Annotated in this window: 24 protein-coding genes; 16 read left to right on the forward strand and 8 right to left on the reverse strand. The window is 51.4% G+C overall.

Annotated elements, in window-relative coordinates; genetic code table 11:
* Positions 1–14 precede the first annotated feature (14 nt).
* Positions 15–593 carry a DUF4142 domain-containing protein gene (locus FJM65_RS16565; RefSeq protein WP_140622701.1) on the reverse strand — a complete coding sequence of 193 codons (579 nt, stop codon included), beginning with the start codon at positions 591–593 and terminating at the stop codon, positions 15–17.
* Between the two features lie 190 nt (positions 594–783).
* Here FJM65_RS16565 and FJM65_RS16570 point away from each other — a divergent pair, with 190 nt between their 5' ends.
* Positions 784–1464 (forward strand): ABC transporter ATP-binding protein, encoded by a 681-nt coding sequence (locus FJM65_RS16570; protein ID WP_140622703.1) that lies wholly within the window; start codon positions 784–786, stop codon positions 1462–1464.
* A gap of 70 nt (positions 1465–1534) precedes the next feature.
* On the opposite strand, the gene FJM65_RS16575 is transcribed toward FJM65_RS16570, so the two are convergent.
* From FJM65_RS16575 to rpoN, 3 genes are all read right to left on the reverse strand, one after another.
* Positions 1535–2251 (reverse strand): TapB family protein, encoded by a 717-nt coding sequence (locus FJM65_RS16575; RefSeq protein ID WP_140622705.1) that lies wholly within the window; start codon positions 2249–2251, stop codon positions 1535–1537.
* Positions 2252–2447: 196 nt separating this feature from the next.
* A complete protein-coding gene (locus FJM65_RS16580) occupies positions 2448–3068 on the reverse strand; it encodes a hypothetical protein (RefSeq protein WP_239022992.1) in 621 nt (206 codons plus the stop codon).
* A gap of 143 nt (positions 3069–3211) precedes the next feature.
* Positions 3212–4651: an RNA polymerase factor sigma-54 gene (gene rpoN, locus FJM65_RS16585; protein WP_140622707.1), complete on the reverse strand. Its 1440-nt coding sequence runs from the start codon at positions 4649–4651 to the stop codon at positions 3212–3214.
* A gap of 342 nt (positions 4652–4993) precedes the next feature.
* On the opposite strand from rpoN, the gene asnS reads away from it, so the two are divergent.
* The 11 genes from asnS to FJM65_RS16635 all read left to right on the forward strand — a co-directional run bounded on the left by asnS (position 4994) and on the right by FJM65_RS16635 (position 14136).
* Positions 4994–6433, forward strand: a complete 1440-nt coding sequence (gene asnS, locus FJM65_RS16590) for an asparagine--tRNA ligase (protein WP_140622709.1) — start codon at positions 4994–4996, stop codon at positions 6431–6433.
* Between the two features lie 102 nt (positions 6434–6535).
* Positions 6536–7117, forward strand: coding sequence for a porin family protein (locus FJM65_RS16595; protein WP_140622711.1), 582 nt, complete (start codon positions 6536–6538; stop codon positions 7115–7117).
* A 122-nt stretch (positions 7118–7239) separates the two neighbouring features.
* On the forward strand, positions 7240–8514 hold the full coding sequence (kynU, locus tag FJM65_RS16600; protein ID WP_140622713.1) for a kynureninase: 1275 nt from the start codon (positions 7240–7242) through the stop codon (positions 8512–8514).
* A 185-nt stretch (positions 8515–8699) separates the two neighbouring features.
* Positions 8700–9137, forward strand: coding sequence for a hypothetical protein (locus FJM65_RS16605; RefSeq protein ID WP_219856001.1), 438 nt, complete (start codon positions 8700–8702; stop codon positions 9135–9137).
* A 326-nt stretch (positions 9138–9463) separates the two neighbouring features.
* On the forward strand, positions 9464–10324 hold the full coding sequence (locus tag FJM65_RS16610) for a hypothetical protein (RefSeq protein ID WP_181163753.1): 861 nt from the start codon (positions 9464–9466) through the stop codon (positions 10322–10324).
* Between the two features lie 48 nt (positions 10325–10372).
* Positions 10373–10756: a hypothetical protein gene (locus tag FJM65_RS16615; RefSeq protein ID WP_140622718.1), complete on the forward strand. Its 384-nt coding sequence runs from the start codon at positions 10373–10375 to the stop codon at positions 10754–10756.
* A gap of 61 nt (positions 10757–10817) precedes the next feature.
* Entirely contained in the window at positions 10818–10961 is a 144-nt protein-coding gene (locus FJM65_RS21330; protein ID WP_181163754.1) for a hypothetical protein, read from the forward strand.
* 15 nt (positions 10962–10976) lie between these two features.
* Entirely contained in the window at positions 10977–11822 is an 846-nt protein-coding gene (locus FJM65_RS16620; protein WP_181163755.1) for a hypothetical protein, read from the forward strand.
* A gap of 170 nt (positions 11823–11992) precedes the next feature.
* Positions 11993–12580 (forward strand): Crp/Fnr family transcriptional regulator, encoded by a 588-nt coding sequence (locus tag FJM65_RS16625; RefSeq protein ID WP_140622722.1) that lies wholly within the window; start codon positions 11993–11995, stop codon positions 12578–12580.
* A 74-nt stretch (positions 12581–12654) separates the two neighbouring features.
* Entirely contained in the window at positions 12655–13533 is an 879-nt protein-coding gene (locus FJM65_RS16630) for a pirin family protein (RefSeq protein WP_140622724.1), read from the forward strand.
* 3 nt (positions 13534–13536) lie between these two features.
* A complete protein-coding gene (locus FJM65_RS16635) occupies positions 13537–14136 on the forward strand; it encodes a TMEM175 family protein (protein WP_140622726.1) in 600 nt (199 codons plus the stop codon).
* Positions 14137–14239: 103 nt separating this feature from the next.
* Here FJM65_RS16635 and FJM65_RS16640 read toward each other — a convergent pair whose 3' ends face one another.
* Positions 14240–15649, reverse strand: coding sequence for an alanine/glycine:cation symporter family protein (locus FJM65_RS16640; protein ID WP_140622728.1), 1410 nt, complete (start codon positions 15647–15649; stop codon positions 14240–14242).
* Between the two features lie 138 nt (positions 15650–15787).
* Here FJM65_RS16640 and FJM65_RS16645 point away from each other — a divergent pair, with 138 nt between their 5' ends.
* The 4 genes from FJM65_RS16645 (at position 15788) to FJM65_RS16660 (ending at position 20055) form a co-directional block, all read left to right on the forward strand.
* A complete protein-coding gene (locus tag FJM65_RS16645) occupies positions 15788–17065 on the forward strand; it encodes a cation:proton antiporter (RefSeq protein ID WP_140622731.1) in 1278 nt (425 codons plus the stop codon).
* A gap of 15 nt (positions 17066–17080) precedes the next feature.
* Positions 17081–17674: an alpha-ketoglutarate-dependent dioxygenase AlkB family protein gene (locus tag FJM65_RS16650; RefSeq protein ID WP_140622733.1), complete on the forward strand. Its 594-nt coding sequence runs from the start codon at positions 17081–17083 to the stop codon at positions 17672–17674.
* Between the two features lie 211 nt (positions 17675–17885).
* Positions 17886–19277, forward strand: coding sequence for an FAD-dependent oxidoreductase (locus FJM65_RS16655; RefSeq protein ID WP_140622735.1), 1392 nt, complete (start codon positions 17886–17888; stop codon positions 19275–19277).
* A gap of 277 nt (positions 19278–19554) precedes the next feature.
* Positions 19555–20055 (forward strand): DUF4168 domain-containing protein, encoded by a 501-nt coding sequence (locus FJM65_RS16660; protein ID WP_140622737.1) that lies wholly within the window; start codon positions 19555–19557, stop codon positions 20053–20055.
* A 72-nt stretch (positions 20056–20127) separates the two neighbouring features.
* Here the strand turns inward: FJM65_RS16660 and FJM65_RS16665 are convergent, their stop codons facing one another.
* The 3 genes from FJM65_RS16665 to FJM65_RS16675 form a co-directional block, all read right to left on the reverse strand.
* Positions 20128–21693 (reverse strand): hypothetical protein, encoded by a 1566-nt coding sequence (locus FJM65_RS16665; protein ID WP_239022993.1) that lies wholly within the window; start codon positions 21691–21693, stop codon positions 20128–20130.
* A 958-nt stretch (positions 21694–22651) separates the two neighbouring features.
* Positions 22652–23740, reverse strand: coding sequence for an amidohydrolase family protein (locus tag FJM65_RS16670; RefSeq protein ID WP_140622739.1), 1089 nt, complete (start codon positions 23738–23740; stop codon positions 22652–22654).
* 251 nt (positions 23741–23991) lie between these two features.
* Complete coding sequence (locus FJM65_RS16675) at positions 23992–24519, reverse strand: 3-hydroxyanthranilate 3,4-dioxygenase (protein ID WP_140622741.1); 528 nt, start codon at positions 24517–24519, stop codon at positions 23992–23994.
* Position 24520: the final 1 nt, after the last annotated feature.

Consider the following 24520-nt stretch of genomic DNA (forward strand, 5'->3'; position numbering starts at 1 on the left):
TGCCGGCACAGCTGCTACTTCTGCGCCTGCAGGGTACTATCTATCTGTTGCGCCCGGTCCAGGTGCTGGCGCAGCGTGGTAACTGTTTTGCTGGCAAATGCTTTCACATCCGCGTCTTGCATGTTCTCGGCGGCATCCTCAAACATTTTCACGTCCTCTTCGTGGTCGTCTACCATCAGGCTCATGTAAGCTTTGTCGAACTCAGCGCCGGTTTTCTCCTGCAGCTCCTTCACATGGTCCATGTGCTTTTCACCCATGCTGTCGGGCAGGGTAACATTCTTCTGGCTGGCTAGTTGCTTCAGTTCATCGTTTGCTTTCGTGTGGTCTGTTACCATCATCTGCCCAAAGCTTTTTACGTCGGCATGCTGGCCCTTCTCCTGCGCCATCTTACCCAGTTCCACCTCCATCATGCCGCCGCTGGCTGCTTTCGTCATAAAGTCAGACATCTCGGTCATTTGGTCTTCCATGGAGGTTTCTTCAACCATCTGCTCATTTGTTTCCTGGGCTTCTTCTACTGCTCCCTTCTCCTGGTTACAAGCCACAGCAAACAACACAGCGGCTGCCATCATACCTGTTGAAATAACTTTTTTCATAGCTTTATTTTGTTAAAATTAGTGTAAATATTTCTGCAGCATATTTATACGCCTACCACTCGCTGGAGTTATCTAATAGCCTGTTGCGGCATTCAAAAGCCGACGTAGGCTGCAACAAAATCCCATCGTTAGTGTAAAGTACTGGAGACAACCTTTTTACCTCTCCGCATCCGCCTCAAAGAAAAAAACTATGAAAAATGCCTGTTCTGCCTTTGCCCTCCTTTGCCTGCTGATGCTGCTGCCGTATAGCCGAGTTATGGCCCAGGATACCGAAGAAGCCACCGCTGACCCGGCCCATGACCGCGTGCTGAAGCTGCACCCGCTGCAGATCGGCGAGGTATATTTCTCTTATGAAAAAATGCGCACCGACAGGGTTTCGAACGAGTTTGGCCTGAGCTACGTGTACCAGGCATACTTTAAGAGCGATGATTTTCTGCCCGAGGCCGTGAGCGTAGGCGGCGTTCATGTGCGTATGGCGCAGCGTTATTATACTTCTAAGAAACACGATGCCGTGCCTTTCGGCTTCTTTCACGGTCCGCTGTTCGGGTACCGCTTCATGGTATTCGAGAAGAACGCGTTCGACCGTCCTTTTCAGGACCCCGCCGACCCGGATTACCGCTTTGTGGGCCGCCTGTACCAGAACACGCTGGAACTGAACTACCAGTTGGGCGGGCAGTTTCTGTTAGGCAGAAAGATAACCCTGGAAGTGTCTGGGGCGCTGGGGGCCCGCCTGAAGTATGCCCTGGCCAAAGGCGCCGACGAGCTGTTGCCTGACCACATTATTGGCCATACGCTGATAGCCGAAGACAACTCTGCCATTTTTGTGGTTCCGTCGCCACAGCTCAACGTGTCGCTGGGCTACTCTTTCTGATAACGCAAAACAGCACCGCTACCCAGGCAAATGGCAACGGTGCTGTCACGCGAACGACGGACTGGGCCGTTTACTTGATCTTGCTGAGCACGGAGTAAGACATCAGCTTGCCATTTCGGTAGTTCTCGGAGCGCACCACTCCTATCTCAGGCACATAATACTCTACTGTTTCCATGCGCATCCCCGGCATCTTCATGCCCATGGCGCGGTTTTCCATTTCTGTGTTATACCGGATCTTGTAGCTATCGAAGGAGCCGGCGGGCACTTGTACCTTTTCCTTTGCCTCTACAGTGCGGTTCGTGATTTTCATCACCATGGTCATCATACTTTGCGCACTGCCCTGGCCTTTCATCTCCATCGTCATGGTGCCATCCTCTAGCTTTTGCCCAGCCTGCAGGTTGCTGGGGTACAACATCTTATCGCCTTCCATGGTCATGTCCATACTCTGCTGGTCGCCCATTGGGGTTTGGTTCATCATCGGCTGCATGTCCATCCAGATGCTGCCGTTATCGCAGCCTATCCTGAACTCACCTTCGGTTGCCATTTCGCCTTTCTCGTCATACACCTGGCTTTGAATGGTGGCTTCCACTTTTCCGTCGTTGCGGTTAATGTCTTTCACCTGGTAGGTCACCCGGCCCGTCTGCTTGTCTTTCTGGTTATAGGTTAGCAGCTCGTAGGCAGCGTTTTCGCGCAGCAACTGGTAATCAGCGCAGTTGGTCTGAGCATACATAGGCGTTGCCACAAGCAGCAGGCAACACAAAAGCAGGAGTAATATCTTGCGCGGCATAAGCATATAAAATAAATTAAAACAAGTTATTTATAAAATATTTTATACGTTACGATTTACAATTGGGGTAATGAATTGGCGTAAAGTATAGCCGGCTATTTGCTGCCACTCCTGCCATAAAAAAGCAATGCCTGCAAACTGTGCTCTAAAGTATACTTTCGCTGATTTTAGTTTCGGGAGCGTGGGCGATTGTTTATTACTGCAGCGCCACCGAAGCGGCCAGGGCCAGGAGCAGGCCGCTGCCAAAACCGGCGTATACTTCGGCCGGGGTATGCGCCTGCAAGGCCAGCCGCGCCGACATCACGGCACCGGCCAGTACGGCTGCCATTGCGATCGGGTACAGGAGCCTGGCTTCGGGGGCAAGCGCATGCAGCACCAGCAACAGCCCCAGCGCACCGCCCATCCCTATACTGTGGGCACTGATCTTCCAGAACTGCGAGATGAAAAATGCCAGGAAGACCGCTGCCGCGACAATGCCCATCACAAAGTAGAAAATAGCATCGTAAGCGGGCTCGCGGTGAAACAGGTATGCCGTGGCGGCATAGCATACGGCCGTGAACAGCAACGGAAAACCACGCTGCTCCCGCCTGTCCATCTCCAGCGAGTCCAGGTAGCCGAGGCGCACCATGGCCAGGGCTGCCACAGCCGGTATCACAAACGTGGAAAAGAAGATCATGGCCAGCACTACCCAGCGCACATGCAGGGGCAGCGTAAGCGTGGCGACAGGCATATAATAAAGTATAACAGCGAAAAGGTACGTGGGCAGCAGCAGCGGGTGAAACACTACAGACAGGACTTTCGCGAGCGAACGGTTCACAGAGCAGTTTGAGAGTTAGAGAGTTAGAAAGTTTAAGAGTTAGAAAGTTGGGAAGTTAGACAGTAAAATAGCGACAAACTGCAAGCCGTATGAATCCTGCACCTAAATCAACAATTTAACCATCCAACAATTCAACAATCAATTTAAAGCTCTTTACGCAGGCGGGCCACCGGAATGTTCAGCTGCTCTCTATACTTGGCCACGGTGCGGCGGGCAATGTTGTAGCCTTTCTCGTTCAGGAGCTTCTCTATCTTCTCGTCAGAAAGCGGCTTGCGCTTGTTCTCATTGTCGATGATCTCCTTAAGGATATGCTTCACCTCGCGGCTGCTGGCGTCCTCGCCGGAGTCGGTGGCAATGCCCTCGGAGAAGAAATACTTGAGCGGGTAAATGCCGAACTCCGTCTGCACGGCCTTGCTGTTGGCCACGCGGCTCACGGTGCTGATGTCCATCCCGATCTCCTCGGCAATGTCCTTCAGGATCATCGGGCGCAGCTCGCTCTCATCGCCTTCCAGGAAAAAGTCGTGCTGGTATTTGATGATGGCCTCCATGGTGCGCAGCAGCGTGTTCTGCCGCTGGCGGATGGCATCGATAAACCACTTGGCCGCATCCAGCTTCTGCTTCACAAAGGCCACGGTTTCCTTCAGCTTCTTGTCCTTTTTGTCCGATTTGTCATAGGCGTCGAACATATCGGCGTAGGAGCGACTGATGCGCAGGTCCGGGGCGTTGCGCGAGTTAAGCGACAGCTCCAGCTGCCCGTTGTTGTTCGTAAGTATAAAATCGGGGATGATGTACTGCACGCGCGTCATGCTGGCACCGGCACCGCCTGGTTTCGGGTTTAGCCTGGTGATCACATCGATGGCCTTCTTCAGCTCCTCCTCCGTTACATTAAACCTGGAGATGATCTTCTGGTAATGCTTTTTGGTGAACTCATCGAACGCCTGACGGATGATGCGCTCGGCCAGCAGCGTGATTTCATCCTGCTCGCGGCGCTCCAGCTGCAGCAAAAGGCACTCGGGCAAGTCGCGGGCAGCGATGCCGGCCGGGTCGAAGGTTTGGACCAGGTGCAGCACCTGCTCTATCTCCTCCTCAGTCGTCTCGATGTTCTGCGAAAAGGCCAGGTCGTTGGCAATGGAGCTCAAATCGCGGCGGATGTAGCCATCGTGGTCGATGCTGCCGATGAGCTGCATGCCGATGTTATACTGCCTGTCGTCGAGGTCCAGAAAGCCCAGTTGGTCCAGCAGCGAGTCAGTTAGCGTGGAGGCCATGGCAATCGGCATTTCCTTGTCTTCTTCGTCGCCTCCGCGGTCGCCCTGCATTTTGTAGCCGCTTATCTCGTCGTCGTTCAGGTAATCGTTCAGGTCGATGTCATCATCCTTGCTGTACTCCTCCTCATACTCCTCCGATGTTTCGCTATACTCTTCGGCTGGCTCCTCACGGCCTTCCTCCAGCGCAGGGTTTATCTCCAGCTCCTCTTTTATGCGCATCTCCAACTCAGCAGTAGGTATCTGCAGCAGCTTGATAAATTGTATCTGCTGCGGCGATAACTTCTGTGATAAGAGTTGTCTTAAATCGAGTCGCTGCATAGTTTATAAAGAAAAAATCTGCGCCCATCTGCGCTATCTCAAATTTAGGATAATTTTACTCGCATTTACAAAAAAGGTTAAAATATCGTTACTTTGAGGGATTTTTAGAAAAACGCAAGTTACAGGGCCTAAGGCCAATGCTTTTACAAGTATGGCTGCGCTCCTGTCTGGCTCAAAGTTTGCTGCCGGGGCGGCCATACATCCGGATAACGGCAAAGCTTTGCATTAAAGTATAGCCTGGCTGCTCCGGAGACGCAGGAACCGGGAAGGCGCAAACTGCATCATTTTAAATTTATATTCTAGAGGATAAACCGTACCTTCAGGGTAACAACAACCATACACATGCAACGCACAAAAGTTAAAGATCTGCTACAGGGGGCCGAGGTAGGCAAAGAGGTATTGCTGAAAGGCTGGGTGCGCACGAAGCGCGGAAACAAGTATGTGAGCTTTATTGCCGTTAACGACGGCTCCACGATAAACAATGTACAGGTAGTAGCTGATGCCGAGAAATTTAGCGAAGAATCGCTGAAGGACGTAACCACCGGCGCTGCCATAGCTGTTACCGGTGAACTGGTGGCCTCGCAGGGCAAAGGACAGGTCTACGAGATTCAGGCGACAAGTATAGAAGTGCTGGGCAAAGCCGACCCGGAGACTTACCCGCTGCAGAAGAAGGCGCACTCGCTGGAGTTTTTGCGCGAAATCGCGCACCTGCGCTTCCGCACCAACACCTTCGGGGCTGTGTTCCGCGTGCGTAACTCGCTGGCTTTTGCCGTGCACAGGTTCTTCAACGAGAAGGGCTTTGTGTACATGCACACGCCGATCATCACGGCATCAGACGCAGAGGGTGCCGGCGAGATGTTCCGCGTCACCACACTGGATCCGATCAACCCGCCGCTGACAGAGAACGGGCAGGTAAACTACGAGGAGGATTTTTTCGGAAGAGCCACCAACCTGACGGTATCGGGACAGTTGGAGGGCGAGCTGGCGGCCATGGCTTTCAGTGACATTTATACTTTCGGACCTACTTTCCGTGCCGAGAACTCCAACACCACGCGCCACCTGGCTGAGTTCTGGATGATCGAGCCGGAGATGGCTTTCTACGACCTGAAGATGAACGCCGACCTGGCCGAGGAGTTTATCAAGTACATCATCCGCTACGCGCTGGAAAACAACCGCGAGGACATCGAGTTCCTGGGCCAGCGTTTGGCAGAGGAAGACAAGAGCAAGCCGCAAAACGAGCGCCAGGAGATGACGCTACTGGAGAAGCTGGAATTTGTGGTGAACAACGACTTTGAGCGCGTAACCTATACCGATGCCATCGACATCCTGCTGAACTCGAACCACTACAAGAAAAAGAAGTTCCAGTACGACGTGAAGTGGGGCATTGACCTGCAGAGCGAGCACGAGCGCTACCTAGTGGAGAAGCACTTCAAGAAGCCGGTGATCGTGACGGATTATCCAAAAGATATCAAGGCCTTCTACATGCGCCTGAACGACGACGGCAAAACCGTAGCCGCCATGGACATACTTGCCCCGGGCATTGGCGAGATTGTGGGCGGCTCGCAGCGTGAGGAGCGTATGGACATACTTGTGGAGCGCATGAAAGGCGTGGGCATTGAGGAGGAGGCCCTGTGGTGGTACCTGGACACCCGCCGTTTCGGGGGCTGTCCGCACGCAGGCTTCGGCCTTGGCTTCGAGCGCATGGTGCAGTTCGTAACCGGCATGGGCAACATCCGCGACGTAATCCCTTTCCCGAGAACCCCGCAGAACGCAGAGTTTTAAGCGAGATTTATACTTGCAAGAGAGCCCGGCCATCATTGGTCGGGCTTTTTTGTGCGAGAAACAACATCTGCTATTTACGTACCTACACTTTAAAAAACGCCAATGAACAAACTTTACACAATTTTACTCCCCCTTCTACTTTTATCGGGGAAAGGATTCTCTCAGAGCTCCAATGCAGATGAACCGCCAAACAGGTATATCGGAGTGAAGGCTGGAGCTAATTTTACCCGCTTCACCGGTGACGCAGAAGGCACTTCGATGCAAACAGGCTTCCATGGTGGCTTGTACGCTTTGTACATGGAGTCGCAGAGCTTTGGCGTACAGCCAGAGATTCAATACTCAGCACAAGGTGCGGCGCTCCGGAACGGGCACCTGCGCATGCACTATGTAGTAGTACCTGTCATGCTGAAGGTTTTCCCCGCACCAAGCTTTAGTATACAGGCAGGCCCTTATGCCGCTTTCTTGCTTGCCGACAAAGTAGAAACTGATAGTTACCCAGCCCAGTACAACGGCAACGGGCAAGATTTCGGCTTTGCCTATGGCCTTTCTGTTGGCAATGAAGGCAAATTGACTATCAGTGCCCGACATCAGGTTGGCCTGTTTAACCTAAGCGAGGAAGGGGGCAAAATTAAGAACCAGGTTTTCCAGGTTTCATTAGGGGTTTGCCTCAGCAGGAGAGATTAATGCTTGTAAGTTCATTCCAATTCCCTAGCCACGCATAATCCTCCCCAAATGCTTAACTTAGCGACAAGAAGAAACAATAGCTGCCCCGGCAGCTGAAAGTATAAAGACATCCGCACAACAGTATGAACTATCAGAACACGCTTGCCTTTGCGCAGGAGCAGGACCGGCAAGACCCGCTTTTTCATTTCAGAGAGCGCTTTCATTTTCCGCAGGTAAACGGCCGCGACGCCATCTATTTCTGTGGCAACTCGCTGGGCATACAGCCAAAATCGGCGCAGATGTACATCGACAACGAGATGTATAAATGGGCTAACCTGGCGGTAGAAGGCCACTTTAAAGGACAGGAGCCTTGGTTTAACTACCATGAGCTATTAGCCCCTGGTGCTGCCCGCGTGGTAGGCGCCAAAGAGAGCGAGGTCGTGATCATGAACCAGCTGACCGTGAACCTGCACCTGATGCTGGTATCGTTTTACCGCCCAGAGGGCAAGCGCTTCAAGATCATTACCGAGGGCGGGGCATTTCCGTCGGACCAGTATGCGTTGGAGTCGCAGACTCGTTTTCATGGGTACAACCCGGATGAGGCCGTGGTGGAGCTGTTTCCGCGGGAGGGCGAGCACACGCTGCGCACCGAGGATATTCTGGTAAGTATAAGGGAGCACGGCGAGGAGCTGGCGCTGGTAATGATGGGTGGCATTAACTACTACACCGGCCAAATATTCGACATGGAGGCCATCACCAAAGCGGGCCACGAAGTGGGAGCTGTGGTTGGTTTCGACCTGGCGCATGCTGCCGGCAACGTGCCTGTTAAGCTGCACGACTGGAATGTAGACTTTGCCGTGTGGTGTACTTACAAATACCTGAACTCCGGGCCGGGCGGTACGTCTGGCGTGTTTGTGCACGAGCGCCACGGCAACAACCCGGACCTGCCGCGCTTCGCCGGCTGGTGGGGGCACGATGCCGAGGCGCGCTTCCAGATGAAGAAAGGCTTTATACCGATGCAAGGCGCCGAAGGCTGGCAACTGAGCAACGGCCAGATCATACCCTTTGCCATACACCGCGCCTCGCTGGAGCTGTTTGATGAAGCCGGCATGGACAACCTGCGCGCGAAAAGCGAAAAACTAACCGGCTACCTGGAATACCTGATCGATGATGTGCACGCCGGCCAGGACGTGATGGAGATGATCACCCCCAGCGACCCGCAGGCCCGTGGTTGCCAGATCTCCTTGCTGGTGAAGAAAGATGCCCGCAAGCTGTTTAACATGCTGATGGACGCAGGCATTATCGTGGATTACCGTGAACCGAACGTGATCCGCGTGGCCCCTACCCCGCTCTACAACAGCTTCGAGGAAGTATACCGCTTCTCTGAGATCCTGCACGAGTGTCTGCAGGCGCATTAAGCATTATTTAAATCGTATTTTTTAGCGGCTGGCTCTACTAAGGTCAGCCGCTTTTTTTTTAACAGCTGATTTATTTATACTTTGCTATATAGTATAACCGATAGTCCAACTCCGTTTAGCAGCCTGATTTGGGAAGATAAATGGTGGAATTTATGTTTATACCAAATTTGTACAAAGTCAAAAATATGAATATGAAAAAGCTATTTACTGCATTAACACTATCACTGATCAGCCTGAGCCTATCTGCACAAGACAAGTTTTTAAAAAATGTAAATGAGACTCATGAATTATCTGAAAAGGTCGTTGATTTATTTAAGTCAAATAAAATAGCTGAATCTTTTGCCCAACTGACTCCCTATTGGCCAATGCCTCAAAATGAACTTGATCCAATCGAAGAAAAAACAATAAAATATTTAAATCTAATTGAAGAGCGTTTTGGCAAACCAATTGGAACATTAAAAGTTAAGAACGAAACTATTTCCGATATTGCTATAAGAGAAACCTTTTTAATAAGGTATGAAAATACAGCCATACGACTAATATTTACTTATTACAAAAACAATAACGGTTGGATTGTAAATGCATTCAAGTGGGACGATTCCTTCGCAGAAGAGTTTAAGTAGGAATATGCGTGCAACATCAATTTTAAATTTAATGTGCTCTGAGTGCCAGAAATAAATCTATTACATTAATGTAATCTACATTGAAACCTCACACTTGCTATAGTCACACCATTAGCATTAACAGAGAATATAATAACGACACATGGGAATAGTAAGCACAAGGGGTTGTACCACGAAAACATAGTTCAGCCTTTATGCCCAGCTACCCCTCCCCCATCGGCTGCACGACTAACGTTGGCAGCCACAGCATTACAGACAACTCAAAAATGATACGAATCTTACTCATAGTGCTTTTGATTTCGGCAATTGGTTGTAGTAAAGAGTACATGAAAGAGGAAATAATAAAACCTAAATGGAGGACTGGCGACTCAAAAGTTTTCAATGAAAAAGGATCGTTGTTCGTGAAGACTGGCTCTGATACGATTATGAATGCAGCATATGAGAAAAATGTAAAGGTGACAATAACCGAAAAAGTCGGACAAGATTATATAGTTAAAATAGCACATCAACCGACAGGCGATTTATCTATGTCGACATCAGTTGACTCGTTGGAAGACATCTTGACCGGGTTGGATAATGCAAAAGATGTTTTAAAAGATCTCAGCAAACTTAGAATTCCTTACAAAGTAAAGGTTTCTGAAAACGGAGAAGTAATTGACATCGTCGACTTTGACATTTATCTAAAGGCGTTTCTGGAAAAAGTTAAGCTTGCCAAAGGCACAAGGCAGGTAAATGATGAAGAAATGGCCTCTCTTCAAATGCTAACTCAAAACCAAGAAGCAATTAGTGTTCAGCTTCAAGCTCTCATAGCGAAAGAATCCTCAGAGCTTCTGTCTGTATACAATATTCAGAATCCTATCAATGGGGACATAGTTGAGGCGATTACTATGCCTAACCCTAAAACGGGGGAAGAACTCCCAGCCACTCTGACTTACCACTCAAAATCTACAACTGGAGATGTTCAAGAGATTGAGTTAAATATTAAAATACATGAATCCCTAAACGAAATATTGGGTGATAGTATACAAGAGGCGGGTAAAGACAAGACCAACTACCAGGATATGGTAAACTTAACAACCTATTTGTTTGACCACAAGACTGGCTGGTTAGACAGCTCAACATCGAAAGTATACGTTAAGACTGGCGAATCTGAAATAAGAATTTTAACAAACGTAAAAGTACATTGATAGAAGTTGCAGCTGCCAAGCACTTTGGTCAATGTAGATAAGTATAAAATGGGAGAAAGTAGAATGATCTTGATAACGGTTATTTTACTAATAGCAGCATTAATAACATCTCTTTCGCTCTTTATTTATACTACTGAGGCAGGACTTCATTATTTGATAATCATTTACGATTCAATATCGCTCTTTATTTTAGGTGGAATATCTTATTTTATAACTAACAAAATTCCGGTTCTAAAAATAACACCTGTAGCTTTAATGGTGATATCTTTGGTAACGTTCATATTTACAGTTAACCTTGGTAGTATAGCAATGATGCTAGGGTTAGTCAGCAGCAGCTTCGGAGTAATATTAATAATGGTCTTAGTTTACCTTGTTTGGTATAATCAGGCAAGGAACAGAATTGCAAACATAATGAAGAACTACCTTGGCTAACCCTAGATATACTCTTTTGCTAAAGCCTTGCAAGTAGTACACACCCACCCATCACCTCCCAATGAAACAAGCCCTTCTGATCATTACCCTCCTTTTCTTAGTTGCACAGCTGTCGCTGGGGCAAACGACAGAGGAGGTATTCAAAACACTTACGCTGGAGCATGCTCCTGAGCTAACGCCGGCAGCTAAAGACTCGTTGATATAACACGGTGCTTACACCATGCCGGGCGGCGGCACGCTGGGAACAATGGATTACAGTTACTCCACTAACCACAGCGACTATGCCCGGCTGGAGGCATACTTCACAACAGGGCAAAGCAGGTTTAGCGTGATTTATATTATGAGGAATCCATACTTACTTCTTTATCTACTTATAGCTGGTTGTGCTCCTAAGCAGCAGCAGGAAGTAGAGCTAATTGCGGGATCAGAAGAAGTAGGTGAAATAGGTGCGCCTGAGGCTGGCTGTGATAAATGTGCGGCTTCTGAGTTTGCAGGACCAAAGCCCGACACAGCTTTCATTTTTTCCAACGGCAGTAAGCTCCTTATCTGTGGCTACTCCGAAAAAAAGGATGGGAAAAATATCTATTCTGAATTCGTGCTATCAGTGTGCGGAAATGACAGCATCATCGGCTTTTGGAGCGCAGTAGAAGAGTATGAATTGGTGTTTGTGCAGGACACACTACAGCTACAAAAATTAGAACTTCTCGCTATGGGCGACCATCGGGATTTAGTGAAAGTGAAGTGGCTGACAGAGAGCTTCTACTATGAAAATGGGAGCCTTCTGAGAGAGAAGAAGCTGAACCCGAAAGTAAAGTATAGGCAAAGCCAAATTGACCAGTCGCTACAAGAGTATGAATCTACACAATGGCAAAAACAGAATGAAGCGACCATAGAGTACACGGAGGGAAAAATGAAACTGGCGAATAGCCTGATGCTTGCAGCAGCTTCAGGAAGCGAAAAAGCAGAGGTATACTTTAAGGAATTTAAAAACAAGTTCCAGCCTGACGGAGCATACCTTGAGTGGTATCAGCAGATGGCAGACTTACTTGACTCTACGAAGAAGTAGAAAACAAAAGCAGGTAACAAGGTGCAGCTTTAATGCTCAGCTACGCTTCACCCACCAGCTGCACGAATAACGCGTAGGGGCAATCTAAATACAAACTATAGATGATAGACAACATAAAGATCTTGAAGACAGAGGTGATGTGGTAATGGAGATTGACATTCTGAATAAATATGAAAGGCTTTAACCTGAAAACATATCTGATTTCAAACCTTGAAATCGATGAAAACGGGATCTCATCCATAGTTGAAAACTGCACCAAAGAGACATTTAGAAAAGGGCAATTTCTGCTTCGCAAAGACGAACATTGTAACCGTATTTTCTTCGTTGAAAGCGGACTTCTGCGCCTGTTTTCGATCGATGAAAAAGGGAAGGAGCATATCCTTTCCTTTGCCCCTGAAAATTGGTTCGTTACCGATAGGGAAAGTGCATATTTCAATCAGCCATCAGCTTATTACATTCAGGCATTGGAGGACAGTGAGGTGGTGCTAATGGATGAGGACTTCATGCATTTGCTTTCCCGAAAGTTTCCCGCTTTCACAGAATTCAACAATCATTTGCTTCACAATCACATCAGGCATTTACAGAACAGAATTAACCTACTGTTAAGCACATCTGCTGAAGACCGGTATTTACAGTTTGTAAAAATGTATCCCGACATATTGCTGCGGGTACCTCAAACCATGGTTGCTTCCTATTTGGGCATTACACCGGAAAGCCTAAGCCGGGTTAGAAAGGAACTGGCACGAAAAAATTTTTGAGGTTGGTTTCTTACCATACATCAATGCGCGTAAGCCCCCCGGAGACTAATTTTGTGCTATAAAATTTGATAGTCATGAAAACAAGAACTGTAGAATTAGTAGCAAGTCCGGGGGCACCCCACTTTGTTGGCGATGGTTTCCGGGTTCACAACTTTATTCCTGGTGGCTATAGGATGGACATGCAGCGAATGAACCCGTTCCTTATGCTGGACTATAATTCCACCTATAACTTCCCACCGACTCACAAGCCAAAAGGCGTAGGGGTACATCCACACCGTGGCTTCGAAACTGTAACTATTGCTTACAAAGGAAAAGTGCAGCACCACGACAGCAGTGGCGGCGGGGGCGTAATTGGCGAAGGCGACGTCCAGTGGATGACAGCTGCCCGGGGTGTGCTGCACAAAGAATACCACGAAGAAGAATGGAGCAAAAAAGGCGGCGATTTCCAGATGGTGCAGCTTTGGGTCAATTTGCCAAAAAAGGACAAAATGAGCACTCCTAAATACCAAGCCATCAAGAACCAGGACATCAAGCGCTATGAACTGGAAGGCAAAGCAGGGTTTGTAGAAGTAATTGCAGGCGAACACAAAGGAATAAAAGGCGCCGCTTCAACTTTTACGCCTATCCACTTGTTCAATGCCAGATTAAATAAAGGGGGCAAAGCAGTGTTAGAGCTTCCTGCCCACTACAACACTGCCCTGCTTGTTCTGGAAGGCAATATTGTGATAAACGGCAAGGTAGAAATCCCCACAGACCATTTGGCATTGATGGCAAATGATGGCGACACTTTTGAAATCGAAGCAACTGAGGATGCGGTTGCCTTGTTAATGAGTGGCGAGCCCATTAATGAGCCTATCGCGGCACATGGGCCATTTGTCATGAACACCAAAGAGGAGCTGCTGGAGGCTTTTAAGGATTTTAACAATGGTAAATTCGGGTACTTGGAGGATTAAAGTATGAAAACAGGTAGATTGGAAGCCTTTAGTGACGGGGTGCTGGCCATTATCATCACTATCATGGTATTGGAGATGAAAGTGCCGGAAGGAATTAGTTTTGACGCGCTAAAACCAATCCTCCCGGTCTTTCTGACCTATGTGCTCAGCTTTGTTTATTTAGGGATTTACTGGAATAATCACCACCACTTGTTTCAGGCGATAAATGACGTAAACGGGAAAATATTATGGGCTAATCTAAATCTGTTATTTTGGCTTTCGCTCTTTCCGTTCGTTACAGGCTGGATGGGAGAAAACCACTTTAAGACAAACCCGGTTGCACTGTATGGCGTGATACTATTTATGGCCGCCCTAGCATTTAAAGTTCTTATCTACTGTGTAATAAAAAACGAAGGAAAAGATTCCAGCCTAGGCAAAGTGTATAGTAGGGATACCAGAATGAATGTGTCGCTGTTGCTCTATTTAGCAGGTATAGCCTTCACTTTTTTTCAGCCGATGATCAGTCTGGCGGTATATTTAGGCGTAGCCCTTGTTTGGATAGTACCGGACCCAAGGATTGAAAAGACGCTGAAACAAGCACAAAACAAGAATAAAAATGCTTAATGTATAAAGCCGAAAGCCACGATCATCCACGCCGCTTACTGTATACCTGTCTATACTGTAATCGGCGTGGATGATCCGGTAGCCAGGGCGAAGTAACCTGCCCTTACCGCTTCACTTCTTTCACCTCCCGCTCCTGTAGCTCTGCTTTAAACTCCCGCATCCTTTTAAAATACTCCCGGGCAGCGGCCATCACCCTGGGCGAAAGTATAAGCGCCGAGACCATGGTCGGGATGGCCATCATGGCGTACATGCCGTCTATCAGGGCGATGACAGCGGTGATGGTAGCCGTGGCGCCGAACACGATGGTAGTTACATAAAAGTAGTTATACAGGTGCTTATACTTGGCCCCGAACAGGAAGCTGAAGCACTTGGTGCCGTAATAGGAGTAGGAGAAAAGCGACGTAAAGGCAAAGATCAGCACGCACAGCACCAGTACATAGCTGCCGATGCCGCCGGGCAGCGAGGAGCCAAAGGCTGAGGCCGTCATGGTAACGCCGTTGCCGTCGGAGGTTTGCCAGGTGCCGGTCACGATAATGGCCAGGCCTGTGAGGGTACATACCACCAGCGTGTCGATAAACGGGCCCAGCATGGCCACCAGCCCCTCCCGGATAGGCTCGTCGGTTTTAGCGGCGCCGTGCATCATGGCCGCCGTTCCTATGCCTGCCTCGTTAGAGAAAGCGGCTCTGCGCGCACCTGCTATAATGATGGCTCCTACAGCCCCGCCCAGCACGGCTCTGGCCGAAAAAGCATCCTCAAATATCATGGCAAAGGCATCGGGCACCATGTCGATATGAGCAAACATAATGTAAAAGACGGCTGCCATGTATAGTAGCACCATGCTTGGCACCATTTTGCCGGCCACATGCCCGATGCGTTTAATCCCCCCAAAAATTACCAGCGAGGTAACCGCTACCAGCGTAAGCCCGATACCCAGGTTCCAGTAAAACGGGTTTTCAGTGGCAATGCCGTTCGGCATCAGCACCACCTCCCGGATTACCTGCGTCAGCTGGTTTGCCTGAAAAATGGGCAGTGTGCCGAACAAACCTGCCAGCGAGAAGAACACAGCCAGCGGCTTCCACTTTTTGCCCAATCCCTCCCTTATCACATACATGGGCCCGCCTTCAATGTGGCCTTTAGAGTCGCGGCCCCGGTACATGATGGCCAGCGTGCAGGTAAAGAATTTCGTAGCCATCCCCACAAATGCGCTTACCCACATCCAGAACAGCACCCCCGGCCCGCCTGTGGCAATGGCCACCGCCACACCGCTGATATTGCCCATGCCCACAGTGGCCGCCAGCGCGCTCGAAAGCGCCTCAAAGTGGTTGATGTCGCCCGGGTCGTCGGGATCATCATACTTGCCGCGCAGCACATTAATGGCATGGCCCAGGTACCGGAAAGGCAGAAACCCGGAGTAGAACATAAAGTAAAAGCCCCCGCCCATAAGCAGCAGCAACAGCGGCAGGCCCCAGGCAGCATTACTAAACGCTACCAGAAATTCTTCTAATGCTTTCAAAAAACCAGTGTAAAGTAAGTTCGAAGTATAATAACAGGCAACACTTCAGAAACAACGTAAGTATGCCTACAGCTGACGCCCTCTTGCAGTATGCGCTACACGGCACGCCCGGCTGTAACCTTAAAGTTAACATTTCTGATGGATAATTATATAGTGACCATAACAGTTATAGGGCTGGCAGCACTCTCTATGACCTGGGTTCCGAAGCTGATGGCGCGCACGTTTGTCTCGTATCCCATCGTGTACCTGCTGTTGGGGGTGGTAATTTACCTGCTGCCCCTGGGCCTGCCCACCCCCGACCCGCTCTGGCGCGAGGACTATGTGGTGCGGCTCACGGAACTTAGCGTTATCGTGTCGCTGATGGGCACAGGGCTGAAGATACGGCGCAAGTTCGGCCTGAAGCGCTGGCGCATACCGCTGCGCCTGATAAGTATTACCATGCTGCTGAGCATTGCGGCCCTGGCCCTGCTGGGCTGGACGATCCTTGGCTTTACGGTGGCGGGGGCGGTACTGCTCGGCGCAGTGCTGGCCCCCACCGACCCGGTGCTGGCAGAGCAGGTGCAGGTTGGCCCTCCCGACGACAAGGAGGAGGACGTGGTGCGCTTCTCGCTGACGGCTGAGGCCGGCCTGAACGACGGCTCCGCCTTTCCGTTTACCTGGCTGGCAGTGCTGCTGGCTGTCTCCGCCTCTTCCGGGGGCGAGTGGCTGCAAGACTGGCTGCTGCGCGACCTGCTGTACCGCATTGCCGTGGGCATAGGCGCAGGCTACCTCATCGGCCAGGGCCTGGCCTACCTGGTCTATAAACTGCCCAAAAAATCGAGCTTTCCGGAGGCCCAGCACGGGTTTCTGGCATTGTCGGCTACGCTGGTGACGTATGGCATTACGGAGCTGCTGCATGGCTACGGCTTTATTGCGGTGTTTGTGGCCGGGCTAACCATGAGCAGTGTGGAGGAGGAAAGCGAGTACAACATCGAGATGCACGACTTCGTGAACCAGGTGGAGCGCATTATCATGGTGGTGCTGCTCACCTTGTTCGGGGGCAGCCTCGTTACCGGCATCCTGGATAGCCTTACCTGGACAAGCGCCCTGATAGGACTTGTGTTTTTGTTCATCATTCGCCCGCTCACGGCGCTGCCAAGCATGCTGGGCACCTTCTCCACCTATAAAGAGCGGCTGGCTGTCTGCTTTTTTGGCATCCGCGGCATCGGCTCGTTTTTTTACCTTTCCTTTGCGCTGGATGAGGTGGACTTTGCCGAGGCAAACGAGCTGTGGTCTATGGTGGCGTTTATTGTGATGGTGTCGATCGTGCTGCACGGCCTTACCGCTACCAAAGCCATCCAGATGCTGGACCGCGAGCGCAAAAAGCGGGGCCGCCCCATCCCTGCCCCCGACCAGACGCCGGAGGAGATCTTCTAACATTGCCTTAAACAGATGCACAACAACCTGCCCCTGCTGCCCCTCCCGGATGCCGAAGTATACTTTGCCCCGGATTTTATACTTGCCCCCGCAGCCAACGCATACTTCCAAAAACTGATGAACGAGGTAAACTGGCAGCAGCAAAGTATAACGATGTTTGGCCGCAGCCTGCCGATGCCCCGCCTCACGGCCTGGTACGGCGATAAAGGCTATACCTACTCGGGGCTACACAACGAGCCGCAACCCTGGTTACCGATGCTGCTGGAGCTAAAAGAGAAGGTAGAGCAGGCCAGCGGCCAGAAGTATAACAGCGTGCTACTGAACCTCTACCGCACCGGTCAGGATAGTATGGGCTGGCACACCGACGATGAGCCGGAACTAGGGCAGCAGCCAAGAATAGCCAGCCTGAGCTTCGGCGGCGAACGCCGGTTCAGCCTGAAGCACCGCACCCGCAAAGACCTGAAACCCGTAACGCTTACGCTTACCCACGGCAGCCTGCTGCTGATGCAGGGCCCTACGCAGCACCACTGGCTGCACCACCTCCCCAAAACAGCCAAAGCGGTGCCGCCCCGCATCAACCTTACCTTCCGGTATGTAAACGGCAGATAAGTTTCCGATATCGATTGGTTCATGCGCTCTGCTTCTTATACATCTATAGGCAGATTCCCCTCCCCGGAGGGGTTAGGGGTGGGTCTTTAAGCTGTAGGTAAACTGCAGGAATGATACAGGCGCATCTTTCAATTGATGTGGGTATAAGTTTGCCAAAGCGGTTCGGAAAATGTTAATTTACATAAACAAGTGGCGCTGCCCCTGACAGAATATGACCGAAAAAAAGAACATTGCCATTATGGGTGCCGGCCTGGTCGGCTCGCTGCTGTCGTTGTACCTGGCCAAGCGCGGCCACAAGGTAGACCTGTATGAGCGCCGCCCGGACTTGCGCAGAAATACCGTAGACGGCGGCCGCTCCATCAACCTGGCCCTCAGCGACCGGGGTTGGCGCGCCCTAAAAGGCATCGGCATAGAAGAACAGGTGCGGCAGGTGGCCATTCCCATGCATGGCCGCATGATGCACGATGAGCAGGGCAAACTTACTTTTCAGCCTTACGGCAAGGAGGGGCAGTCTATTTTCTCAGTGTCCAGGGGTGGCTTAAATGCGGCGCTGATGGATGTTTCGGAACCTGACCCCAACATCACCTACCACTTTAACCGGCAGGCCACCGACGTAAACCTGCGCACCAACCAGGTGCAGCTGCTAAACCTGGATACCCAGGGCACCGAAACCATACAGCCGGACCTGCTCTTCGGGGCCGACGGAGCTTTTTCGGTGGTGCGCGGGGCCATGCAGAAAACCGAGCGCTTTAACTATGAGCAGAGTTACCTGGAGTATGGCTACAAAGAACTAAGTATACCGGCTGCGCCCGGAGGCGGCTGGGCCATCGAGAAAAACGCGCTGCACATTTGGCCGCGCGGCAACTACATGATGATCGCCCTGCCCAACATAGATGGCAGCTTTACCTGCACGCTGTTCTTCCCCTACGAGGGCGAGCGCTCTTTTGCCGCCATCAAAACCGAAAACGACCTGCTGCGCTTTTTCGGGGAGGTGTTTCCGGATGCGGTGCCGCTGATGCCTGAGCTCGCAAAAGAATACTTCGAGAACCCGGTGGGGTCTTTGGTAACCATTAAGTGCTTTCCGTGGAGCTATGGGGGCAAATCGCTGCTGATTGGTGATGCCTGCCACGCGGTGGTGCCGTTTTATGGCCAGGGCATGAACGCTGGCTTCGAAGACATTTCCGTGCTGAACCAGATGCTGGATAGCTTTGAGGGTGACGATTGGGAGGCGCTGTTCGAGGCTTTTGAGCGCCGCCGCAAACCAGATGCCGACGCCATCGCCGAGCTGGCCGTGCTTAACTTTATTGAGATGCGCGACAAGGTGGCCGATCCGCGCTTCCTGCTGCGCAAGAAGATAGAGGCCAAAATCACGGAGCAGTACCCCGATCGCTGGAGCACGCTCTACTCTATGGTCACCTTCTCGGACCTGCCTTACTCCTATGCCCTGGAAACCGGCCGCAAACAGGACAAGATTATGCGGAAGGTGATGAAGCACATCCAAAGTATAGAAGATTACCATAAGCCGGAAGTGCAGCGGCTGCTGGAGAAACAGCTTGTGAAGAAGGAGAAGCTGAAAAAGTATAAAACAGAGGAGAGTCTGTAGCAGTCCCTTCTATCAATTGCCTTATTGTGGCGCAGCCCTAAGGCTGTTGCAATGCTACCTGGTGAGCAGTAAGCTTCGCGCCTGCACAATAAGCCGTCCATCCACCCGCTTTTAAAGTATACTTTACTTAAAACAGGCTGATGCTGACGCACTTTTTGAAAGGCCCAGGCCTGCGGCCCTAAAACAAATTCTGCTTTCTGAGGGTATAAAGCAGATAATACCAGCGCTTCCGCTGGCCCTAAATCATTATTCACCTCCTTATTTCCCCTCCCCAATTATGAAAATTAAGCAGAAACTTAAAGGTGCAGCTTTTGCCGCATTTATACTTGGTGCTGCCCTGGTAGCACCTGCCGCTACGGCACAACAAGCAACCCCACCAACCCAGCAGGCCCAGCCGCAGAACTTCTCCGATGCAGACCTACAGCAGTTTGCCGACGCCAGCACACGCCTGATGGCCGTGCAGCAGGAAGGCGAGGCAACTATGATGAGCATACTGGAGGAAGAAAAGCTGAGCGTGGATAAATTTAACGCGATGGCGCAGGCCCACCAGCAGCAGAAACTGGACGAAGTAGAAGCCACCACAGAGGAAAAAGCAGCCTTCAACAAAGCCGCAGAGCGTATTATGGCCATACAGCCTACGTTTGAGGCCGACATTAAGGCTGCCATACAGAAAGACGGCATGTCGCTGGAGAAGTATGAGCAGATTATGCTGGCCTACCGCCAGGACCAGGCTTTGCAACAGCGCGTTAACCAACTGATGCAGACCAAGCAAGATTAAAACTACCTTAACAAGTATAAAAAAGCCCCGCCAGCTGCTTTGCTGGCGGGGCTTTTAAGTATAAGCCGTTTGTTATTTCTGCTCCGGGCTGGCAGGCTGCTCCTGGCCGTGGGCAAACTCCACAATCCGGAAGGCGCGTGCCTTGCGGTCGTAGTAACCGTAGTGCAGCTTGTCGCCGTAGCGGTACACCGTCTGGAACTCCGGCTCTGGCTTCAGGTTACGCTCATACTCTTCCACACGCTCCTGCAGCACCTCCACATCTCCCTGCTGCTCTACTTTGGCAAGGCTGCCGGCATCTAACACCGTATGGAAGTAGGTACTAACGCCTGGCCCTGTCGGAGCGTCGCTGCCCTGGCCAAACGGGTCGTAAAAGTAGCGGCTATAGTAGGGCGAGTTCAGGTAATAGCTCGGGATGTTGTAGGCGGGCGTCCAGCGGCCGGGGATCACCATCAGGCCCCGCGACGTGCGCACATAGCGGTCGGGGGTGCGCACCATGCGACTGCGGTCGTTGCGGTTGTCCCGGTCGGAGGGCGCCTTGTAAGAGCCAATTGTAAGCTGCAGGGTGCTATCGCTGTAGGTATCCACCGTGATGGCCGGTATGCCGTTGGCCAGGTTCTTCATCACCTTGTCCTGCTTCTCAATCACTTCATACTCCGACGAAAACAAGCCGCCCGCGCCTCGCTGGCGCACCGGCGTAGAGCGCAGCGCAATGTCCTCGTCATCGGCGTAGGCATATTCCTTCAGGGGCTGCAGCGTGTTAAAGTCGTATACGGCCATCTTAAATTTGTCTTTCTCTATATTAACCCGGAAAAGCTTGTCCTGATACAGGAAAGAGTTAAAGCTGGGCGCATTGCGCTGCGCAATGGCCGGCAGGGTGCGGTACGTTGTCTGTCCCGTGTCCCAGTCCAGCGACAGGATCTCGGTAGTGGTTTCCTTGGAGCTCTTGCCGCGCAGTTGGTAGCCGTCAAAGATCATGTACAGTTTATCGCCGCGCGAGTAGATTTTGCTGCGATGGTGGCCGGTAAACACGTTCCGCTCCAGGTCAGGGTGCACATAGATCATACCCGACTCGCGGGCATAGCGGTCGCGGGTGCGGGGCATTTGCTCAGACTTAAACAGCTTGTAATCCATGGTAGACACACGCACATCGGAGTCGCGGAACAGGTGCAGGTTATGGTCGCGGTCGGTGTAGAGCATGTAAAAGTGATCCTCATCCCCAAAGCCGCCCACAAACGTAACGTTGCGCGGCAGTTTCAGCTGCACATCCTGCAAGCTCTGGAAAGCCCCGGTATGGCGGTTAATGGCAAAAGGACGCACAAACTCGCGGCGGCCGGTCGTGTAACGGCTATAGAAGATAAACTCGTCGTCGGTAACACGGGTGCCCATGACCTGCGGGTCCTGCGCATAGCGGTACGGAATCTCGTGCTGCGCCAGCTTTTCGCCATTCGGGGAGAGCATGGCAAAGTTTAGTTTCCCGCTCTGATAGTAATAAACCACCACATAACCCTCGTCATCTGCCACAGACACAAGGTCCTCGGCGCGGTTCATGGGCAGCTCTATATTGGCAAACTCTTTCTGGGCATGAGCGGCTGTGGCAAAAGCCCCCATTAAAAGTATGCTAAAGAGTAATTTACGCATAATAAAAGGTTGAATTTTATACACTTAGAACGAGCAAATATTTAGCCAAAGTATAAAATAAAACAGGCAAAGCCATAGTATTTATAGTTTCTTCTGATGATGCAAGTATAGTATGGTTTTGCCGGAATAGCGATTGATGTTCTTTAGCCATACTTCTTCTTTAGCCTGCCCGGCGCAAGCTGAAAGGCCCTGCGCATTCCGGGGCGTCTTATACCTTTTATACTTCTCAGCTTTCTCTGGCGCAAGCGTCCGCTTGTGCCTTTAGCAGCTGCTTTCTGCAACTAGAACCAAGTTATACTCTCTAGCTACGGTTCACCCCTCTGGCTCTACAACTTTTATTGTTGCATCTCATACTTTCTGCCCTCCTAGGCCGGGTGGCCTCGCCTTCGGGCATCGCGCTGTGTTCCCTCCTGCCGGGGGTAGGGGCCCTCTTTTCCGCTGCGCTACGGCTGCCGCCAAGGCGGCACCGGATCTCGCAAGGCGCTCTTGTCGAGGGCCCCAACCCCCACCCAAAGGCTGGAAATCATTTCGATAGCCACCTCTGACGGAGCTTGAACAGAATTCCCCTCCTTAGCTAAGGAGGGGCAGGGGTGGTTGGACCCGGTACTGCAGGAGCGCGGACAAGGATGTCCGCAGCAGTTAAAGTTCCGGACTAGGAAGTCCGGAACAGCAGCGTGAGGCCGGAAAGATAGCCACGGCTATGCAATTTGAACCGTGCTCCCTCCCCTGTTTTGGTGGTAGGGGCCCTCGATAACAGGGGAGGGCTGGGGTGAGGTAAATTCCCCTCCTCTGGACTAGCCAAAACGCGAGTTTTGAGCTAGCGAGCGCAGCTCTCTAGGGGTGGGTTTATACTTCCACAGGAACAGACCATAACCTCTCCGGCAACTGCAACTTGAAACTTATACTTCCCTAAAACTTATACCTCTCTTAACATGCAGCAAACCCTGATACTGTCAAGCTATACTTTCTGATCCTTTGAAAAATTTACGGCAGAGCTGCCTTTTACAAACTGCTCGCGGGTCAGGTTTAGCCACTCCAGGGCGGTGCCGCTCAGCATGCGTTCTTTTGTAGTCATGTCGTATGGCATCGACTCGATGAGTTTGCCCGGCTCTAGCTCACCTAAGGGGAAAGGGTAATCGGAGCCTAGGGCGATGCGGTCTGCGCCCATCAGGTTTACCAGGTACTCCAGGGCCAGCGGGTCGTGCACCAACGAGTCTACATAAAACTTATCCAGGTACTCACGCGGATTCACGTTGTTGTCTACGGCGCAAAGGTCGGGGCGCACCTCAAAACCGTGGGCAATGCGGCCAATGGTAGCCGGAAAAGAGCCTCCGCCATGAGCAAAAGCCACTCGCAGCCGGGGGAGCCGCTCCAGCACGCCTCCGAAGATCATGGAGCAGATGGCCATACTTGTTTCGGCGGGCATGCCTACCAGCCAGGGCAGCCAATACTTGCTCATTTTCTTTTTGCCGTACATATCCCAGGGGTGCACAAAAACCGCCGCGCCCAGTTCCTCTGCCGCCTCAAAAATTGGGAACAGTTCAGGTGCCTCCAGGTTCCAGTCGTTTATGTGCGTGCCAATCTGAATGCCGGCCATGCCTAACTCCTTCATGCAGCGTTCCAGCTCTTTTATGGCCAGGTCGGGGGCCTGCATGGGCAAAGTGCCTAGCCCTACAAAGCGGTCAGGGTAGTCGGCCACAATACCGGCTATGTGGTCGTTCAGCAGCTGCGACAGGTCGTGCGTGTGCGCCGGCTTTGCCCAATAGCTGAACATCACCGGCACCGTACTCAGCACCTGCACCCCTACCCTATGCTGGCTGCACTCGTGCATGCGCACCTTAGGGTCCCAGCAGTTGTCCTGTATCTCGCGGAAGAACTTGTCGTCCATCATCATGCGGGCACAGCAGGGCTTGTGGTGCTCCAGCCGGATAAAGCCGCCATAGCCGTAGCGCTCGCGCAGGTTGGGCCATGTGGCGGGCAGAATGTGCGTATGGATGTCGACCTTGAGCAGGTTATCGGCAGTAAGTATAGGCTTCTTCTCTTGCATGGCTTAAAGGGCGAAGTATAAGTCTATACGCACGTTGGCTGTATAGGGCAATCCATCAAGATACACATTTATTTGGACACAGGCAGCAAGTATAAAAACCGGAGACTTTTTCTGTTGATGTGGTAGAAGCTAGTATGGGATGATTTGCCAAAGTATATAACCTGCTCCCGCCCCAGGGCAGCAGAAGCGAACTTGTACTTCAAAAATCAGATAGCGCCTATTGCCTTTATACTCGTGTTTAAACCGACGTTTTAAGCTGGCTTGGCCGGTGGCTCCATTACGGTGCCGCAGTTGTTGCAGGTTCGGTGTTCCAGGCTGTCCCAGAAGTGGCTCATGATCACCGGCAGCTGCCCTACAATGTCGGTCACGTCGGCGTACTCCTCGTACAGCTTGTTGCCGCAATTCTCACAAAACCACAGGAAACCGTCTTTCTCGCCGGGCTTGCGGTAGCGCTCCATCACCAAACCCACCGTGTTGGCCGGGCGCTGCGGCGAGTGCGGCACACGCGGCGGCAGCAGGAAAATCTCTCCTTCTTTTATCGGAATGTCCACCGGCTTTCCGTCCTCAATGATCTTCAGCACAATGTCGCCCTCCAACTGGTAGAAGAACTCCTCGCCTTCGTCGTAGTGGTAATCTTTGCGTGCGTTGGGGCCGCCCACCACCATCACAATAAAGTCGTCGTTGCCCTTAAACACCTGCTGGTTGCCCACAGGCGGCTTGAGCAGGTGGCGGTGCTCGTCAATCCATTGCTTAAAGTTGAAGGGTCTTGCTATGGCCATA

Source organism: Pontibacter mangrovi (assembly GCF_006385705.1).
In the GTDB taxonomy this organism is placed as follows: domain Bacteria; phylum Bacteroidota; class Bacteroidia; order Cytophagales; family Hymenobacteraceae; genus Pontibacter; species Pontibacter mangrovi.